This window comes from Agromyces sp. NPDC029043, from assembly GCF_055564615.1.
In genome coordinates this window covers 360,478-379,015 of sequence record NZ_JBVHVX010000001.1, presented here as the reverse complement: position 1 = coordinate 379,015, position 18,538 = coordinate 360,478, and the positions used below count along the sequence as shown (strand labels likewise).

Below are 18,538 nucleotides of genomic sequence, written 5' to 3'. Positions count from 1 at the left end.
CAGGCCCGGCGATGCAACCGGCTCCGGGGCGAGTCGCGGACCGCGTATCGTCGAACGGTCGCGGATGCACGGTGCGACGCGCCATCCGTGACGTCTCGATTTCGCCGGGGGCACGTTCGTGCGCCCGACGAGCCGCCCTCCGGCGCGCGACCCCGGGCGCGACCGGTGCGTGCGCGTCCCGCGCGTCGTAGCGTGGGAGCAGCACGGCGACGGGCCGCGCGACGCGACGTCGAGGAGGACGCCATGGCCGTCATCGGGTGGATCGGGCTCGGGCACATGGGCGGGCCGATGGCCGCGCACCTGTTCGCGGCCGGGCACGACGTGGCCGGGTTCGACGTCGACGCGCGCTCGATCGAGCAGGCGGCGGCCGGCGGCATCCGCACGGTCGAGGACGCCGCGGCGGCCGCGCGCGACGCGGACGCCGTGTTCACCTCCCTCCCGCGATCCGAGCACTCTCGCCAAGTGCTCATCGGCGACGCGGAGCACCCCGGGGTGTTCGACATCGTGCGCCGAGGAACGCTGGTGCTCGACACGTCGACCGTCGACGTCGAGACGTCGCGCGCCTGCCATGAGGCGGCGGAGGCCCGCGGCATCCGCTTCGTCGATGCGCCTGTCTCGGGCGGCATCGCCGGTGCGCACGCCGGCACGCTGACGTTCATGCTGGGCGGCGACGAGGAGGCGACCTCGGAGGCGGCGGCGCTCGTGCAGCCCATGGCGGGCCACGCGTTCGTGGTCGGCGGGCCGACCTCGGGCATCGCGGCGAAGCTGGCCAACAACCTGATGCTCTTCATCACGCTCCAGGCCTCGTCGGAGGGCGCGCGCCTCGCCGAGTCGCTCGGCCTCGACCCGACCGTGTTCCACGACATCGCGACCGTGTCGTCGGGTGACTCGTGGCCGTTGCGCACGTGGTACCCGGTGCCCGGCGTCGTCGAGACCAGCCCGGCGAACCGCAACTTCGACGCGACCTTCACGACGCGCCTCGCCGAGAAGGACCTGTCGTACGCGCTCGCCGCGGGCGAGGCCGCCGGCCTCGACCTCGCCGCTGGCCGGCTCGCGATGGAGCGCTTCACGCGGCTCATCGACGAGGGCTACGGCGACAAGGACTGCAGCCTCGTGGTCAAGTACGTCGGACGTGACGGCCGGACGCCGGGGTTCGACCCCGATGCGGGCTGAGCGGCCGCTCGCTCGCGGCATCCGTTCACCCGTCCTCGGTACCCTCGAAGGGAGCGACGCGAGGAGGTGGGTATGGGCTGGCTGCGGCTGCCGTGGCGGCGAGAGCGTCGCGTGGCGATGACGCCGTTCGACCGCACTAAGCTGCCCGAGGTCAAGACGCCCAGCTTCGACGAGATGCTCGAGGAGGGCCTGCTCATGGCCGAATCGGCCGGGCGGATGGCGCTGAAGAACCGCCTCATCGTCGGCGCGCTGCGCGGCGACGAGCCGTACTCCGACGAGCGCGCCGCCGGGATGGCGCGCGCGGTCCTCTACGAGCTCGTGCAGGAGGCCGACGAGGGCGCCGAGCACATCGCCGCCGAACGGGAGACCGCGGCCCAGCGCGACGGCCGGTCGCAGCACCAGCACGACTACCACCGCGACGACCTGCTGAACCTCCGACGCCGCGAGAAGGTGCACGCGGCCGTCGCGAAGGAACTCTGGACCCGCCGATCCGACGAGACCTACATCACCGAGCTCGTCGCACGTGCGCGCGACGACGCGTGGGAGGAACTCGGTGCCGCGATCGAGCAGGAGCTCGACCGCCGCTGGCCGCGCTTCGACGAAGAGCCCGACTACGCCGACCACCGTGCCGAGCGCATGGAGGTCGTCGCCGACGACCTGCTCCGCGATCTCGCGAGGCTCGAGGCCCAGCGCGCGGTCGAGTCGATCCCCGAGTACTGAGTCTCGATCCCCGAGTACTGAGTCGATCCCGCGTGCCGCGGGCGGCATCCGCCACACTGTGCGCATGACCCGCAACTGGACCCCGCTCGCCGTCGTCTACCTCGTGCTCGCCGTCGCGGGCCTCGTCGGCACGTGGACGTGGAACGTCGTCGCGATCGCGGAGCGCAACGACTTCATCGGCGACCTGACCTCGAGCGGCCCGGCGGTCTCGTCGATCACGACCGACCTGCTCGTCGTGGCGGTCGCGGGCAGCATCCTCATCGCCGTCGAGTCGCGCCGGCTGCGCATGCGGTTCGCCTGGCTGTACATCCTCGGCTCGGCGTTCACGGCCTTCGCGTTCACGTTCCCCCTGTGGCTCGCGATGCGGGAGCGGCGGCTCGCCGCCATGAGGATGGAGCGCGACAGGCCGGCCGCCAAGGGTGCCGGCACGACGCCCATCAGTTAGCGGTTCGCCTCCGCGCTACCACGTTGTGAACAGCTCGCCCCAACCCCGCTCGACGGCCGGTGTGGAGACCGGGGTCGGCGCATACAGCGCTGGGACGTTCTCATCGAAGAAGTCGCAATGCCCCTCGTGATACCCCTCGATGAGGCCGCCTGGCTCGTCGAGCACCGCGATCGACCCCCCGTCTGTCGTGTAGGCCGGCCACTCGGGCACGGTGGCACCGTTCGGGTCGCCGGTTCGGGCGAAGTTGGTCCAGTAGTCCGCCATACGGTCCGAGAGCGTCTGCTCTGCCGCGCTGAACTCGTATCCGCCGATGAGATCTGGATCGCCCCAAAGGATCGGGTCGTCAAGGGCGTGCCCGGCTCTCAACCCGGCCAAGAAGGGATCGTTCTCGTACACGTGCGTGTAGAGGTAGCGGTACACCTGTTCGCCGCCCGCACGCGCGAGCCGTCGGATCGGGCACGTGTACGCGCCGTCAGAGGCGAGAGCGATCGTCGCCCAGACGGGCGCTTCGTAGGCATCGACGGGATACAACCTGGCGGCCCGGACGGCATTCGGGCCACCCACGAGGTTGTGGATGTCCTGCGGCCGCGCCTGAGCCGGATAGCTCCCGGCGATCAGGTCCTCTATGAACCAGAACGACGCCTCCTCGCGGTTCGACCCGACCAGCATCGGGAATGGCGTCGGGTCCGCGGCGATCGCCTCGAGTGGCGGAGTCGGCAGCACCCGACCGCCGGTCCACGGGGACACGTCGTTGAAGCCAGCGGCGAGCACGAGATCTGCCGCAGGGCGTCCACGCAGGCATTCGAGGATCGCATTCGCCTCTCTACAGCCGACAGCCTCCGCCACGGCGACTCCGAGGATCTCGCCGTCGGAGATCGTGTAACGACCGCTCGCGGGGTTCAGCGCTTCCGTCTGCGCAGCGAGTCGTGTGAAGAGGCCCTCGCCCAGAGGTGATGCTGCAATCGCCACTGCGTCGAACGAGCCGGCGGATACACCGAAGAGCGTGACATTCGCCGGATCACCGCCGAACGATGCGATGTTGTCGCGAACCCACTCGAGCGCCGCGAGTTGGTCGAGCACCCCGTACTCGCCCGACGAACCGTCGCCCTCGACCGTCAGGTCCGGATGACCGACGAATCCGAACACGCCGAGACGGTAGCCCACGGTGACGACGATCGCTCCCCGCTCGACGAAGACGGACGCATCGCGATGCGCGCGGCCGAAAAAGTTGCCGCCGCCGTGCAGATGCACCATGACTGGAAGTTCGGCGGATGGAACGGTCCCGACCGGCGCGAACACGTTGAGGTAAAGGCAATCCTCGCTGCCCTCGACGGGTGCATCGAGTCCGAGCTGGATGCACTGAGCAGAGAACTCCGGCGCGATTCGGACGCCGCTCCATGGTTCCGGCGGTGCGGGCGGACGCCACCTCAGGTCGCCGACCGGCGGCGCTGCGTAGGGGATGGCGCGCCATTGTGCGACGCCGTCGGCCACGAGACCGCCGACGTCACCGGAAACTGTCTCAACCACGGGCGCCGGCGCCGCCAGTGCGTCGGCGGGTGTCGCGAATGCCGTCGACAGCATGACTGCCATCGCCACGAGCCCTGGAATTCGGAACATCGCGACCCCTCGCCCGACGAGGCGCCGCCTCCGTCGATCGATCGGGTCATGGCTCATGCTGCCCCTGTCGTCTCCGGCCGTCAAGGTGAGCGCGTCCCGCGAACGGACTACCGTGATCGCATGACCGACGACGCCCCCGCGACCTCGCCCGGACCCGCCGACGCGGTACGCGCCGCCCCATGGGACGCCGGCCGCTGGAGCCGCGACCCCGTCGCGGTGCGCGCCGACGAGGAGGGCATCGTCGTCGAGGCCGCAGAAGGCAGCGACTTCTGGCGCACCACCCACTACGGGTTCGTGCACGACGACGGGCATGCGCTCCTCGCGCCCTGGCCGACGGACGCCGCGGTCGAGGTGGCGTTCGACACGTCGACCCTCACCGGCCTGTACGACCAGGCGGGACTGATGCTGCACGTCGGCGACGAGGTGTGGGTCAAGGCGGGCATCGAGATGAACGACGGGGTGCCGCACGTGGGCGCCGTGGTGACGAACCGCGTCTCCGACTGGTCGCTCGCGCCGGTCCCCGAGTGGGCCGGACAGGTGGTCACCGTGCGCGCGAGCCGGTCGGGCGTCGACGGCGACGCGGTCACCGTGCGGGCGCGCGCCGGCGAAGGGGAGTGGCGCACCATCCGGGTCGCGCCGTTCGACGCGGATGCCGCGACCGCCGGGCCGATGGTCTGCGCCCCCATGCGCTCCGGCCTCGAGGTGCGCTTCACCCGCTGGACGTTCGTGCCCGCCGACGTCGACCTGCACGAGGACCCGCCCGCCGCCTGAGCGACCCCGCGCCGTCCCACGGGACCGACGTCCCACGCCCGCTCGGCGCCCCGTCCGTACGCTGGGCGGGTTCGAAGGGGTGGCGATGACGGTGGTCGAGGCTCCCGGGCTGAGCTCCGCCGAGGCGGCGGAGCGGCGCGCCCGGGCGGGTCCGAACACGCTGCCGGCCGCGAAGCGGCCCTCGCCGATCCGGAGGCTCCTCGCCGAGCTCACCCATTTCTTCGCCTTGCTGCTCTGGGGCGCGGCCGGGCTCGCGCTGCTGGCGGACCTCCCGGAGCTCAGCATCGCCGTCGTCGGCGTCATCGTGCTGAACGCGATCTTCGCGGCAGCCCAGCAGGCGCGTGCCGACCGCGCGGCCGAACGGCTGCGCGACATGCTGCCGACGCGCGTCACGGTGCGGCGCGACGGTCGCCGCCAGGTGGTCGAGGCCGCCGACGTGGTGGTCGACGACCTGCTGCTGCTCGAGAGCGGCGACCGGGTCCCAGCCGATGCGACGGTGCTCGGCCAGACAGGCCTGCTCGTGGACACCTCGATGCTCACGGGGGAAAGCGTCGCGGCCGCGGTCGGCGCGGGCGAGTCGCTGTTCGCCGGCACGTTCGTCGTCGAGGGCGAGGCCCGCGCCCGCGTGACGGCGATCGGACGGGACACCCGCCTCGCCGGCATCGCGAAGCTCACGGCCACCCCGGAGAAGCCCGACACGCCGCTCACTCGCGGGCTCCGCGGCGTCGTCCGGCTGACCGCGACGATCGCGATCGGCATGGGCCTGCTGTTCCTCGTCATCTCGCTCATCGTGGGCAACCCGATCCAGGCCGCCTTCGTGTTCGCGATCGGCGTGACGGTCGCGCTCGTGCCCGAGGGATTGCTGCCGACCGTGACGCTCTCGCTCGCGTGGGGGTCCGAGCGGATGGCGCGGCGCAACATCCTCGTGCGGAACCTCGAGGCGGTCGAGACCCTCGGCTCCACGACGTTCATCTGCACCGACAAGACCGGCACCCTCACGCGCAACCAGATGACGGTGGTGCGCGCGTGGACGCCGGCCGGATCGCTCGAGGTCGACGGCGCGGGCTACGGCCCCGAGGCCGGGCTCACCTGGTCGACGCCCGCGGCGGAGGCGGCGGTCCGCGAGCTCGCGCTCGCCGGAGAGCGCTGCTCGACCGGGTACGCCGCGCACGTCGACGGATCGTGGCAGGCGCACGGCGACCCGATGGAGGCCGCACTCGACGTGCTCGCACGGCGCCTCGGCGTCGACACCGACGCGGACCGCCGGACGGCCGCGCCCGAACACCGGTTCCCCTTCGATCCGCGGCTGCGCCGCATGGCGGTCGTGCGCTCCGACGAGGTGATCGTCAAGGGCGCCCCCGACACGGTGCTCCCGTTGTGCGACGACGGCGACGGCGACGCTCATGCCACGGTCGACGCGCTCACCGAGCGGGGACTGCGGCTCCTCGCGATCGCGGTCGCGCCGCGCGCCGGCCGCACACCGCGCACGCTCGAGGAGTGCGGCGAGGGCCTGCGGCTGCTCGGGCTCGTCGCCCTCGAGGACCCGCCGCGCGACGACGTGGTCGAGGCGCTCCGGGCGTGCCGCGACGCCGGTGTGCGCGTGGGCATGATCACGGGCGACCACCCGGCGACCGCGCGGGCCATCGCCGACGAGGTCGGACTGCGGTTCGCGGACTCGCCGGTGCTCGTCGGGGCCGAGCTCCCGGCCGACGACCAGCACCTCGGCGCGGTCCTCGACCGCGACGGCGTCGTCGTCGCACGCGTCTCACCGGAGGACAAGCTGCGGATCGCGCGCGCCCTCCGGGCCCGCGGGCACGTGGTCGCCATGACGGGGGACGGCGTGAACGACGCGCCGGCGCTGCACGAGGCCGACATCGGCGTCGCCATGGGCCGATCGGGCACCGACGTGGCGCGCGAGGCCGCCGACCTGGTGCTGCTCGACGACGCGTTCTCGAGCATCGTGGCGGGCATCGAGCAGGGACGCGCGGCATACGTCAACATCCGCCGGTTCCTGACCTACCACCTCACCGACAACGTCGCGGAGCTCACGCCGTTCGTCGTGTGGGCGCTCTCGGGCGGCCAGTTCCCGCTGGCGCTCGGGGTGCTCCAGATCATCGCGCTCGACCTCGGCACCGACACGCTCTCGGCCGTCGCGCTCGGGGCGGAGCCGCCCGCGAAGCACCTGCTCAGGGGACCGCCGGTGAGCGGCAACCTGATGAACGCCACGGTGCTCCGCCGCGCGTTCGGCGTGCTCGGCCCGCTCGAGGCGGCGCTCAGCCTGCTCGCGTTCGTCGTGTCGATGATGGCGGCGGGCTGGCGTCCGGGCGGGCCGTTCCCGACCGGCGACGAACTGCTCGCCGCGTCGGGCGCCGCGTACATGACCGTCGTGATCGCCCAGGCCGCCAATGCCTTCGCGTGCCGGTCGTCGTCGAAGTGGCCCGGGGCGCTCGGATGGTTCGGCAACCGCCTGCTCGTCGGTGCCGTGCTCGTCGGCACCGCGTTCTCGCTCGTGATGCTGTGGGTGCCGCCGATCGCCGAGATCCTCGGGCAGGCGAACCCGCCGGCGGCCGGGTGGATCGTCGCGATCGCGTCGTTCCCGACGCTGCTCGCCGTCGACGCGCTCGACAAGCGGCTGCGGGCGCGCCGCAGCCACGAGCACGCGCACGAGCCGCCCCGCGCGACCACCGGGTGACGCCGCCCCGACGGGCTAGGGCGCGATGTGGTGGCTCGCGCGGAACACGTCGCCTGGGTCGACCTCGCGCTTGACCGCCCGCAGGCGCTCGAGCGTGGTCGGCGGGTAGATCTGGCCGATCAGCTCGTCGCCGAACTCGGGCGTGAAGTTGGAGTACATGCCGGTCGTGAACGCCAGCGCGTCGTCGACGGCGACGCGCGCGGAGGCGACCTGGTCGTCGGTCGCATCGCCGGGGAGGATGCCGTTGACGGCCACGAGGGCCTGGCCGTCCCGTTGCGCGATCGCCGTGGCCTGGGCCGGGACCCGCGAGAACGCACCGCCGAGTCCGCGGATGAGCAGCATGGTCGGCACGTCGCGGTCGACCGCACGCGCGAACGCGTCGAGCGCCGCGTCGGAGAGGTCGGGCGCGAAGCCGTTGCCGCCGACGAACCGGAACGGCGGCTTGCCCGGCGGCGCCGCCTCGAGCAGGTCGCCGTAGGCGACGGGAGCGAGCGACACCTCGGCGACCGAGGGCAGCGAGAGCATCGGCTCGAGCATGCGGCGCAGTTCCTCCTCGGTGCCGAGGAGCGCGACGGCGAGCTGGGGCCCCGCCGGGATCTCGGGCATGAGCGGCGGCATCACGAGCAGGGTGCCGTTGAACTCGTCGGGCGCGTCGCGCAGCACATCGCGCCAGGCGCCGAGCACGGCCCGCACGTCGGACTGGTCGAAGCGCACGTGCCCGCCGACGAGCCCGCCGACTGGTGCAGCCTGGAACGTGAAACGGGTGGCCACGCCGAAGTTGCCGCCGCCGCCGCGGAGCGCCCAGAACAGTTCTGGGTGCGACGCGGCGTTCACGGTGAGCACGTCGCCCGAAGCGGTCACGAGCTCGACCTCGCGGAGGATGTCGATCGTGAGCCCGTGCGTGCGCGCGAGCCAGCCGATGCCGCCGCCCAGGGCCAGCCCGCCCACCCCGACGTCGAGCGTGTCGCCCGACGTGATGCCGAGCCCGTGCGGGGCGAGGGCCGCCGCGACGTCGCCCCAGTGGGCGCCCGCGCCGACGTGCACGAGACCGTCGCTGCCCGCGAGCTCGACGTCGGCGAGGCCGGACAGGTCGATGACGAGCCCGCCCGTCGCCGGGTCGGAGCCGTGGCCGCCGGCGCGGACCGTGATGGGGACGCCGGCGTCGACCGCGGCGCGGACCGCCACGGCGACCTCGGCGGCGGAGGCGGGACGGACGACGGCATCGGGCGTGCCCGTGGCGCCGAAGACCGCGGCGCCCGCCTCGTACTCGGGGGTGCCGGGCGCGTGCACGCGCTGCGGCATCCGCTCACTCAGTTCGGCGATGAACGACATGGGGGCCAGTCTGCCGATCGCCACCGACATCCGGCGAGCCCCGATCAGGGCACGATTCGTCCACTTCCCGCCATCCGCCCCGCCCACGCACCCCAACACCGCCCGCATTCACAGGAGAATCGGCGATTCGCCTGCCGTGCGCCGGGATTGCGACCTGTGGATCGCCGATTCTCCTGTGATCCGCAGATTGCGCGGAGGCAGGGGGGAGGTGGGAGGCGCCCGCTACTCGCCGCTCGGGTGCGCGCCCGCGGCATCGATGATCCAGGCGTTGGCGAACGCGCGCTCGCGCCACGCCGCGTACCGTCCGGAGACGCCGCCGTGACCCGCCGCCATCTCGACCTTGAGCAGCGGATCGGCCCCGACCTCGCGCAGCCGCGCCACCCACTTCGCGGGCTCGACGTAGAGCACGCGCGTGTCGTTGAGGGAGGTGATGGCCAGGATCCGCGGGTACTGCACGGGGTGCACGTTCTCATACGGCGCGTACGACTTCATGTACGCGTACACCTCGGGGTCGTCGAGCGGGTTGCCCCACTCGTCCCACTCGATCACGGTGAGCGGCAGCGACGGGTCGAGGATCGACGTGAGCGGGTCGACGAACGGCACCTCGGCCACGATGCCGGCGAACAGGCGCGGTGCGAGGTTGGCGACCGCGCCCATGAGCAGTCCGCCGGCCGAGCCGCCCTGCGCGACGAGGTGGTCGGGCGTCGTGATGTCGCGGTCGATGAGGTGCTCGGCCGCCGCGATGAAGTCGGTGAACGTGTGCTTCTTGTGCAGCTTCTTGCCGTGCTCGTACCAGAGCCGGCCCATCTCGCCGCCGCCGCGCACGTGCGCGACCGCGAACACCATGCCGCGGTCGAGCAGCGACAGGCGAGGGATGCCGAAGCCGGGGTCGATCGCGTGCTCGTACGAGCCGTAGCCGTAGAGCAGTGTCGGCGCCGGGTCGCCGAGCGTGACCAGGTCGGGGCGGTACACGAGCGAGATCGGCACCTTCGTGCCGTCGGGCGCCGTCGCCCATTCGCGGTGCTGCGCGTACCGCTCGGGATGGTAGTCGCCGAGCACGGGCTGCTGCTTCCGGACGTCGCGGCGGCCGGATGCCACGTGCACGTCGATCACGGTCGACGGCGTGACGAAGCTGCCGTAGCCGATGCGCAGCGACGGCTGCTCCCAGTCGGGGTTCGCGCCGACGCCGGCGGAGAACAGCGCCTCGTCGAACGTGAGCTCGTGCAGGGTGTCGTCGGGCGTCGCGTCGGCGGGAAGGCCGTTCGCGGGCACCTTCGCGATCGCGACGCGCGGCAGCCCGTCGCGGCGGTACTCGAGGGCCACGAAGTCGCGGAACGCGTGCGCCGCCTCGATGCGCATGCGCGGATCGTGGGGGAGCAGCATCCGCCTCGGCCCCTGCGGGTCGTCGGCGGCGACGCTCACGAGCTCGAAGTTCACGGCCTCGCCCTCGTTGTGGACGATGAGCAGCCGGTCGCGCCCGCCCGCGACGACGTGCTCGACGTCGTACTCGACGCCGTCGCGCCGGGGCCAGACGACGCGGAACTCGCCGGTCGGGTCGGCGGCGTCGAGCAGCCACGACTCGCTCGTCACGTGCGAGCCGGCCTCGAGCACGAGGTACCGGCGGCTGCGCATGAGCCCGACGCCGAGCCAGAACCGCTCGTCGGGCTCGTGGAACACCCGCACGTCGGCGGCGGCCGGCGTGCCGACCTCGTGCCGCCAGATGGTGTCGGGCCGCCAGGCGTCGTCGACCGTCGCGTAGAAGAGGTACCGGCCGGATGGCTCGAACACGGCGCCCGCGGCGGTGCCGGGGATCTCGTCGTCGTACTCGCGCCCCGAGCCGTCGAGCGCGCGGAGCCGGATCGTGTACCGCTCGTCGCCCTCGACGTCGACGGCGTAGAGCATGGTCGAGCCGTCGGCGGTCACGTCGAAGCTGCCGAGCGAGAAGAACTCGTGGCCCTCGGCCTCGACGTTGTCGTCGAGCAGCACCTGCTCGCCGGGCAGCGGCGAGCCGTCCTCGGGGATGGCGGGCGGCTCCCAGTCGCCGGCGCCGCGCGCCGCGACGCGACAGTGGATGCCGTACTGCAGCCCCTCGACCGTGCGCGAGTAGTACCACCAGTCGCCCTCGCGCGTCGGGACGCTGAGGTCGCTCTCCTTGGTGCGGCGCTTGATCTCCTCGAACACCTGCTCCTGCAGCAGCGACAGGTGCTTGGTCTTCGCCTTCGTGTAGGCGTTCTCCAGCTCGAGGTGGGCGATGACCGCGGGGTCGTCCTTGTCTCGCAACCACTCGTAGTGGTCGATCACCACGTCGCCGTGGTGGGTGCGTTCGGTCGGTCGCTTCTCGGTCACCGGAGGAGTCAGCACGGGCTCCACGCTACGCCGTGTCACTCCTCGGCGTCCTCCTCGGCGATCTCGCGCACCTCCCACTGGTCGCCGCCCATCGCGATGAGGACGCCCCGGACGCGCTCGCCGTCGCGGATCGCCTGGAACGCGATCGGTGCGGCCTCGCCGGCCGCGAGGCTCGTGCTCGCACTGAACGTCGGCGACTCGTAGCCGAGCGCGATCAGCGCAGCGGTGCGCTGCTCCACGTCCCAGATCCCGGACATCGAGTACGTCATGGCTCCCGCCGCCAGCGCGCCGAGCACGATCGCGACATAGCCGCTCTCGCGCAGCGGCTTGTTGCGCCGACGCGTTCCGATGATCGACACGGCCGCGCCCGCGAGCACGACGATCGCCGGGAACACGAGCGGCCACGGGCTCCACGGCGCGAGGGTCACGACCTCGTTCACCCGACACCCGTCTTCTGCCAGTCCAGATTCAGCACCTGGCCGATGTAGACGGTCTCCCCGTAGTCGTAGATCTGCGGGTTCATGCGCAGCAGCTGCTGCTGCGGCAGGTTGAAGCGCTGCGCGACGTCGAAGAAGCTGTCGCCCGCGACGATCGCGTAGCGCTCGGGCTCCCCGGTCGCGTCGAGTTCGGGCGTGCCGGTCGCGCCCGTGCGGGGACCGTCGTCGATCGCGGGACCCCACTCGTAGACCGGGGCCGGCGCGTTGGGCACCGGGTCGGGAGGTGGCGGCGCGCCCGGGTCGGCCGGTGGCGGCGGGGGCGCGACGGTCACGGTCGCCGTCGCGGTGACGGTCGCGGTGACCGTCACGGGCGCGGCCTCGACGACCTGCGGCGGGGCGCACCCGGCGAGCAGCGTGAGCACGCCGCAGAGCGCGAACAGACCGGCCGCGAGCAGGGTCGCGGGCGTTCCGGGTCGCCGATGACGCATCCCGCCCCCGTTCGTCGCGGCGTACGGGACCGCGACGCGCTCAGGCTATCGACCCGCGGACCGCACGTACAGACCGGCGAGCCATCCGGAGACCACCCCGGTCAGACCGCCCGACGGACGGCTGTGCGCACGCGCGCGAGCGCGTCCACGAGCCGCGCGTCGGGCGGCGACGCGTACCCGAGCACGATGCCCGACGGCCCGGCCCCGGGTACCGCCGAGTAGTCCGACAGCGGCGACACGAGCACGCCGTCGTCGGCGAGGCGCGCGGCCACCGCCGCCGCGACCTCGTGCGAGGGCAGCCCGACGACCGCGTGCAGGCCGCCGTCGAGGCCCGACAGCGGCGCGCCGGCGATGCCCGAGAGCTCCCCGAGCACGAGCTTCCGGCGGTGCGCGTAGTCGCGTCGCGCCGCGGCGATGTGCCGCCGCACGGCGCCCGTCGCGAGCAGCTCGGCGGCGGCCTCCTGGGCGATGCCGGGCACGGGGCACGTCTCGTCGTCGCGCACGGCCGCGACCGCGGCCCGCAGCGCAGGATCGGCGGGCAGCACGAGGTAGCCCAGCCGGAGCCACGGCGTCAGCACCTTCGAGAAGCTGCCGACCAGCACCGCCCGACCCCCGCGGTCGAGCGACGCGAGCGCCGGCAGCGGCGCACCGACATGGCGGAACTCGCTGTCGTAGTCGTCCTCGATGACGACCGCGCCGGATGCCGCGGCCCACTCGAGCAACTCGAGGCGCGCCGCGACGGGGAGGCGGCCGCCCATCGGGTACTGGTGGCTCGGCGTCACCATGACCGCGTGCGGGGCGGGCCGGATGGCGCGCAGCGCCGTCGCGTCGATGCCGTCCTCGTCCACCGGCACGGGAACGGTGACGAGCGCACCGCGCCGCTCGAGCACCCGCCGTGCCGACGGGTACCCGGGGTGCTCGACGGCAACTCGGGGCGTGCCGTCGACCAGGATGCGCAGCGCCGACGCGAGCAGCGCGACCGCGTCGCTCGTACCCGCCGTCACCACCACGTCGTCGGGCGTGCAGGTCACGCCGCGCGCGTGGCGGAGGTGGTCGGCGATCTCGGCTCGCAGTCGGGTCGCCCCCATGCGCGGCGCCGTGTCGCCGGGCACCGCGAGGCGGGCCGCATGCCGCCATGCCGCACGCCAGGCGCGCTCGTCGAGCCGCGCCGTCGACGGCCGGCCCGGCCGGAGGTCGAGCTGCTCCTCGGGGTCGGTACGCCGGGGCGGGTTCTCTCGAGCGCCGGGATCGCGAGTCGCTCGAGGCCCGGGCCCCCGGGCGTCCGGGGAGGCGGGCTGGGTCCCCTCCTCGACCCGCATGAGGGGCGCCACGCGGGTCGGCGCACCCTGGCGCATCTCGAGGTAGCCCTCGCCCGCGAGCTGCTCGTACGCGGCGACGACCGAGCTGCGCGCGACGCCGAGCTCGGTCGCGAGCGACCGGGTCGACGGAACGGGGTCGCCGGCCCGCAGGCGGCCGTCGAGGATCCCGCGGCGCAGGCCCTCGACCAGCTGGGCGCCCAGCGGGCGGGCATCGTCGCGGTCGATGGCGAGCAGCGGACCATCCATGCGGCATCTCCTCGTGACCTCCCGACTGGACTGCCGGAACGAGTCGGAACTGGTCTGCTCACCATACCAGCGGACCGCGCACACTGGCAGCATGACCTCGATCTCGACGCCGACCCAGGCGCCCGCCGCTCCCGCCCGACGCATCCGCCGCCTGCCGGATCGGCAGACCACCGACCGCGTCGCGCTGCACGAGCTCCTCGACTCCGAGCTCGTCGGGCACCTCGCCGTCGCCGTCGAGGGCGTCCCGGTCGTCGTGCCCATGGGGTACGCCCGCGTCGGCGGGCACGTGCTGCTGCACGGCTCGACCGGCGGGGGATTCGCCCTGCGCGCGGCATCCGCCCGACTGCCGGTCGCGTTCTCGGTCACGGCCCTCGACGGGCTCGTCTACGCGCGGTCGCTCTTCGACAGCTCGATGAACTACCGCAGCGCGACGATCCAGGGCGTGCTCGAGCCGGTCCCGCTCGATGAGGCGGATGACGCGCTCCTCGCGCTCTCCGAACGGCTCATGCCGGGCCGGCCCGCCGAGCTGCGCGGCACGCGCCGCAAGGAGGTCGCCGCGACGCGCGTGCTGCGGCTCGCGCTCGACGACGTCGTCATGAAGCAGCGCTCGGGCGGACCATCCGAAGACCTCGACGACGGCGAGGACCACGCCTCGTGGGCCGGCGTCGTGCCGCTCGAGCGGCGCTGGGGCGCCCCGGTCGCCTCCGGGCTGACCCCTGCGGGAACGCCCGTCCCGGATTCCGTGATCGCGCTGACGACGCGCGCCGCGGCATCCGACAGCCTCGGACTACGCACATCGCCCGATGGCACCCCTGTGCCGTAGCGGGCACGCTCGCTGCAGAGAAGATCGAAAGGAGGTGCGGAATGTTCGCCACCATGCTCGTGCTCGGCCTCATCGTCGGCTGGGCCGTCACCGCGGCGCTCGTGCAGTTCCGTCGCGACGGCTACCACCGCACGCGGACCCTCGCCCACTGAGGCGGGGAACGACCCGGACATCCGCATCGATCCCGCCCGCCTGAGGTCCCCTCACCGCCTCGGCACCGCGAAATACGCACATCGCCCGATGAACCGGAGATGCCTTAGGGAGCAACCTCGGATCATCGCCCCGATCCAGGAGGACACCATGCAGCACTCAGCCGGCTTCATCACCCTGCGGCTCCTCGACGCCGACGTGCAGCGCGCCGAGCACGAGCTCGCCGTGCACCGGGCCTCGGCGGAGCGCGCAAGCGCCTCGGAGGGCCGGATCGCCGGCCTCGCCTCCCGCCTCCGGCTCGCCACGCAGCGCCGTCGCGGCGTGCGCCACGCGCCGCAGTTCGCGCGGTGAGCGACGAACGCATCGGACCTCGGCGCCGGGACCTCGTGCCCGGCGCCGATGTCGTGGGTGCGTGGGAGCATGGTCTGGTGACCAGCTCCCCGTCGAGCCCCACCATGATCGGCCGAGACGCCGAACTCGCCTGGCTGAACGGCCTGCTCGAAGGCGTGCGCGCGGGCTCGCCCGCGACCGCCGTCGTCGGCGGCGAGGCCGGCATCGGCAAGAGCCGGCTGGTGCGCGAGTTCACGGCCGGCCTCGGCCCCGACGTGCGGCTCGTCCTGGGCCAGTGCGTCGACCTCGGCGACGTCGCCGCTCCCTACGCCCCGATCAAGGGGGCGCTCCGCGGGCTCGTCGCGCAGGTCGGGCCGGAGCGTGCGCTCGAGGCGGTCGGTCCCGGGCGGGCGGCGCTCATCGCGCTGCTGCCCGAGCTCGCGGCCTCCGGCGGTGGGAGCACCGGCGAGATCGTGATCACCCCCGGGGGTGCCGGCAGCGGGCAGCTGCACGAGGCCGTCGCCGTGCTGCTCGAGACCCTCTCTCGCGACGAGCCCATCGTGCTCGTCATCGAAGACCTGCACTGGATCGACGCCGCGAGCCTCGCGCTGCTCCGATTCCTGCTCCGCTCGCCCGGCGCGAGCCGGGTACTCATGCTGCTCACGTACCGCACCGACGACGTGCCCCGGGGGCATCCGCTTCGCGGCTTCCTCACCGAGGCCGAGCGCGACCGCTGGGTCGACCGGCGCGAGCTCTCGCGCCTGTCGCAGGGCGAGGTGCGCGACCTCGTGCGCTCGCTCATCACCGACGAGTCGCCCAGCGAGCGAATACTCGACACGGTGTTCCTCCGCAGCGACGGCGTGCCGTTCTTCGTCGAAGAGCTGGTCGGCATCGACGGATGCCGCGACGAGGGCTTCGTGCCCGACACCCTCCGCGACCTGCTGCTCGCCCGGTACGAACGGCTGCCCGATTCCGCCCAGGAGTTCCTGCGGCTGCTCTCCACCGGCGGCGTCCGGGTCTCGCACGCGACGCTCGCCGCCGTCCACCGCGGTGACGACGACGAGCTCGACGCGGCGGCGCGCGAGAGCGTTCGGTTCGGCGTGATCGAGATCGACGGCGACGACTACGCGTTCCGGCACGCGCTCGTGCGCGAGGCGATCCTCGCCGACCTGCTGCCCGGCGAACGGGCGCGGTTCCATGCGCGGTACGCCGAGGCCTACGAGGCGCAGGCCGCAGCGGGCGGGCGCCGCCTCGCCGCCGAGATCTCGTACCACTGGATCGGGGCCCGCGATCCCGCGCGCGCCTTCCCGGCGACCATCCAGGCCATGCGCGAGGCGCGCGCGGCCGTCGCATACGCCACCGCGGCGCAGCTTGGCGAACGCGCCCTCGAACTGTGGGATTCGGTGGCCCATCCCGAGCAGATCGCCGACATGAGCCGCATCGAGCTCATGGGTCGCACGGCGTCGTACCTGCGGCACGCCGGCGAGGGCGAGCGGAGCCTGGCGGTCGTGAAGGCCGCGCTCGCCGAGTGCCCGCGCGACGACGCGCAGTACCCCCGCCTGCTGCGCGACAAGGCCCTCTACCTCGCCGGCGTCGGGCGCGCTGGGTCCATCCCCGTCTTCGAGGAGGCGCTGGCCGCCCTGCCCGACGACGATTCCGACGACCTGCGCGTCACTGTGCTCACCGGGCTGGCCGGCCGGCTCATGATCGAGGCGCGCCTCGACGAGGCCGTCCGCATCGCCGACGAGGCCTACGAGCTCGCGAGGCGCATCGACTTCCCGCGATACGCGTCCATCGCGATGAACATCGCCGCCGTGAGTCGCGCCGCCCGCGGCGAGGTCGATCGCGCGCTGGTCGACATCGAGCGGGCCCGCGAGCTCGCCGAGGGCGACGGCGCCGCGCTGCTGCGGTACTGGGTCAACGCCTCCGACCTGCGCAACCTCGTCGGCGACTATCCCGAAGCCGTGCGCCTGGCCGAGGAGGGCCTCGACCGCGCTCGCCGCCAGGGCGTCGAACGCAGCTCGGGCGTCATCCTCGCGTCGAACGCCGTCGACCCGCTGTTCGCGCTCGGCGAATGGGAGCGCGCCGACGCGATCATCGAACGCGGCCTCTCCCTCGATCCTCCCGCCCCGTTCCACGCCTACCTGTTGCGTGCGAAGCTGTGGGGTCTCGTCTGGCGCGGCGACGCCGAGCAGGCCGCCGAGCTGCTGCGCGCCCACCGCGCCATGATGGCGCCGATCATGGCGATCGAGATGCAGACCCGTCTCGGCGTCGGGCGGGTCGCCGTCGAGATCGGGCTCGCCATGGGCGACCTCTCGCAGGCGTGGCGCGACGGGCGAACGATCCTCCATGAGAAGGAGCTCCCGCTCGCCGGCTACGCCGAGCCGCTGCTCTGGGCGCTCTCGCGCGTGATCGCGGCCGTCCGCGCCGACCCGGCGCGGGTCTCCGAGATCGAGGCCGACGAGATCCTCGAGGCCGAGCCCGAGCTGCGGCGCGTGCTCGACGACCTCGCGTTCTGGCCGACGCACAGCCTGTGGGCGGCGCTCGTCGACGCCGAGCTCCAGCCGACGGATGCCTCGTGGCGCGCCGCCGTCGATGAAGCCTCCGCCGACACGGCCCCGGGCTACCTGCTGCCGTACGCCCAGCTGCGACTCGGCGAGGCGCTGCTCGCCGCCGGCGACCGGCAGGGCGCGCGCGACGCGCTCCAGGCCGCATTCGACGGCTCGGTCGCGGGCGGCGTGACCGTCGTGCAGACGCGCACCGCACGCGTCGCGATGCAGGCGGGGATCGTGCTCGACGGCGCGACCCACGGTGACGTCTCACGCGGCTCGGCCGGGGTCGCGGGGGCCGACGATCCGGCCGACGCGGTCGCCGAGCTCACGGCCCGCGAGCGTCAGGTGCTCGACCTCATCGCCGAGGGCCTGAGCAATCGCCAGATCGGCGAGCGGCTCTACATCAGCGGCAAGACCGCGAGCGTGCACGTGTCCGCGATCCTGCGCAAGCTCGGGGCGTCGAGCCGAACCGAGGCGGTGTTCCTCGCACGCGTCGCACGGTGAGCGTCGAGCGTGCACCCAGCGGGCGCAGCTAGCGTGGAGCCGTGACGACGCTCGACGAGATCCCGTTCCAGACGATGTCCGGTGAGACCCGCACGCTCGGCGACTGGGCGGGGCAGGTGCGGCTCGTGGTCAACGTCGCCTCGCGCTGCGGCCTGACCCCGCAGTACGCGGCGCTCGAGCAGCTGCAGCGCACCTACGGCGACCGCGGCTTCACGGTGCTCGGCTTCCCGAGCAACCAGTTCCTGCAGGAGCTGTCGTCGAACGACGCGATCAGCGAGTACTGCTCGACCACGTGGGGCATCACGTTCCCGATCCTCGACCGGGTCCGCGTCAACGGCCGCAAGACGGCGCCGCTCTTCGAGGCGCTGAAGCGCTCGCGCGATGCCGCCGGCATGGCGGGCCCGGTGCTGTGGAACTTCGAGAAGTTCCTCGTGCTGCCCGACGGCGAGGTGCTCCGGTTCCGCCCCAACGTCGAGCCCGACGATCCGGCGATCGTGTCGGCCATCGAGGCGGCCCTTCCGCGGCCCGACCGAGCCGGCGCCGCCCGCGATCGGGCCGACGGCAACGCCGACGCCGACGCCGTGGCCTGAGCC

At 73.1% G+C, this 18,538-nt stretch carries 15 protein-coding genes; 9 read left to right on the top strand and 6 right to left on the bottom strand.

All coding sequences use genetic code 11. From position 1 onward, the window contains the following. Nucleotides 1-243: 243 nt before the first annotated feature. The 3 genes from ACZ4TW_RS01745 to ACZ4TW_RS01735 all read left to right on the top strand — a co-directional run bounded on the left by ACZ4TW_RS01745 (nt 244) and on the right by ACZ4TW_RS01735 (nt 2,338). Complete coding sequence (locus ACZ4TW_RS01745) at nt 244-1,173, top strand: NAD(P)-dependent oxidoreductase (protein WP_465539544.1); 930 nt, start codon at nt 244-246, stop codon at nt 1,171-1,173. Nucleotides 1,174-1,245: 72 nt separating this feature from the next. Next, nucleotides 1,246-1,893, top strand: a complete 648-nt coding sequence (locus ACZ4TW_RS01740) for a hypothetical protein (RefSeq protein WP_465539541.1) — start codon at nt 1,246-1,248, stop codon at nt 1,891-1,893. A 64-nt stretch (nt 1,894-1,957) separates the two neighbouring features. Next, a complete protein-coding gene (locus tag ACZ4TW_RS01735) occupies nt 1,958-2,338 on the top strand; it encodes a DUF2834 domain-containing protein (RefSeq protein WP_465539539.1) in 381 nt (126 codons plus the stop codon). Nucleotides 2,339-2,353: 15 nt separating this feature from the next. On the opposite strand, the gene ACZ4TW_RS01730 is transcribed toward ACZ4TW_RS01735, so the two are convergent. Continuing rightward, entirely contained in the window at nt 2,354-3,928 is a 1,575-nt protein-coding gene (locus tag ACZ4TW_RS01730; RefSeq protein WP_465539537.1) for a carboxylesterase/lipase family protein, read from the bottom strand. A 147-nt stretch (nt 3,929-4,075) separates the two neighbouring features. Here ACZ4TW_RS01730 and ACZ4TW_RS01725 point away from each other — a divergent pair, with 147 nt between their 5' ends. Beyond that, nucleotides 4,076-4,726 carry a DUF1349 domain-containing protein gene (locus ACZ4TW_RS01725; protein ID WP_465539535.1) on the top strand — a complete coding sequence of 217 codons (651 nt, stop codon included), beginning with the start codon at nt 4,076-4,078 and terminating at the stop codon, nt 4,724-4,726. Between the two features lie 85 nt (nt 4,727-4,811). Continuing rightward, nucleotides 4,812-7,418, top strand: coding sequence for a cation-translocating P-type ATPase (locus tag ACZ4TW_RS01720; protein WP_465539532.1), 2,607 nt, complete (start codon nt 4,812-4,814; stop codon nt 7,416-7,418). A 15-nt stretch (nt 7,419-7,433) separates the two neighbouring features. On the opposite strand, the gene ACZ4TW_RS01715 is transcribed toward ACZ4TW_RS01720, so the two are convergent. From ACZ4TW_RS01715 to pdxR, 5 genes are all read right to left on the bottom strand, one after another. Further along, entirely contained in the window at nt 7,434-8,750 is a 1,317-nt protein-coding gene (locus tag ACZ4TW_RS01715) for an FAD-binding oxidoreductase (protein WP_465539530.1), read from the bottom strand. A gap of 222 nt (nt 8,751-8,972) precedes the next feature. Continuing rightward, nucleotides 8,973-11,111: a S9 family peptidase gene (locus tag ACZ4TW_RS01710; protein WP_465539529.1), complete on the bottom strand. Its 2,139-nt coding sequence runs from the start codon at nt 11,109-11,111 to the stop codon at nt 8,973-8,975. A 20-nt stretch (nt 11,112-11,131) separates the two neighbouring features. After that, nucleotides 11,132-11,536 (bottom strand): hypothetical protein, encoded by a 405-nt coding sequence (locus ACZ4TW_RS01705; RefSeq protein WP_465539528.1) that lies wholly within the window; start codon nt 11,534-11,536, stop codon nt 11,132-11,134. Next, nucleotides 11,533-12,021: a LysM peptidoglycan-binding domain-containing protein gene (locus ACZ4TW_RS01700; protein ID WP_465539526.1), complete on the bottom strand. Its 489-nt coding sequence runs from the start codon at nt 12,019-12,021 to the stop codon at nt 11,533-11,535. The genes ACZ4TW_RS01705 and ACZ4TW_RS01700 overlap by 4 nt, the downstream gene beginning before the upstream one ends. A gap of 101 nt (nt 12,022-12,122) precedes the next feature. Then, nucleotides 12,123-13,586, bottom strand: coding sequence for a MocR-like pyridoxine biosynthesis transcription factor PdxR (pdxR, locus tag ACZ4TW_RS01695; protein WP_465539525.1), 1,464 nt, complete (start codon nt 13,584-13,586; stop codon nt 12,123-12,125). A 91-nt stretch (nt 13,587-13,677) separates the two neighbouring features. Between pdxR and ACZ4TW_RS01690 the strand changes: the two genes are divergently transcribed. The 4 genes from ACZ4TW_RS01690 (at nt 13,678) to ACZ4TW_RS01675 (ending at nt 18,535) form a co-directional block, all read left to right on the top strand. After that, nucleotides 13,678-14,409 carry a pyridoxamine 5'-phosphate oxidase family protein gene (locus ACZ4TW_RS01690; protein WP_465539523.1) on the top strand — a complete coding sequence of 244 codons (732 nt, stop codon included), beginning with the start codon at nt 13,678-13,680 and terminating at the stop codon, nt 14,407-14,409. 300 nt (nt 14,410-14,709) lie between these two features. Next, a complete protein-coding gene (locus ACZ4TW_RS01685) occupies nt 14,710-14,910 on the top strand; it encodes a hypothetical protein (protein WP_465539520.1) in 201 nt (66 codons plus the stop codon). 77 nt (nt 14,911-14,987) lie between these two features. Further along, complete coding sequence (locus ACZ4TW_RS01680; protein WP_465539519.1) at nt 14,988-17,945, top strand: helix-turn-helix transcriptional regulator; 2,958 nt, start codon at nt 14,988-14,990, stop codon at nt 17,943-17,945. Nucleotides 17,946-18,019: 74 nt separating this feature from the next. Further along, a complete protein-coding gene (locus ACZ4TW_RS01675; RefSeq protein WP_465540246.1) occupies nt 18,020-18,535 on the top strand; it encodes a glutathione peroxidase in 516 nt (171 codons plus the stop codon). The last annotated feature ends 3 nt before the right edge of the window (nt 18,536-18,538 follow it).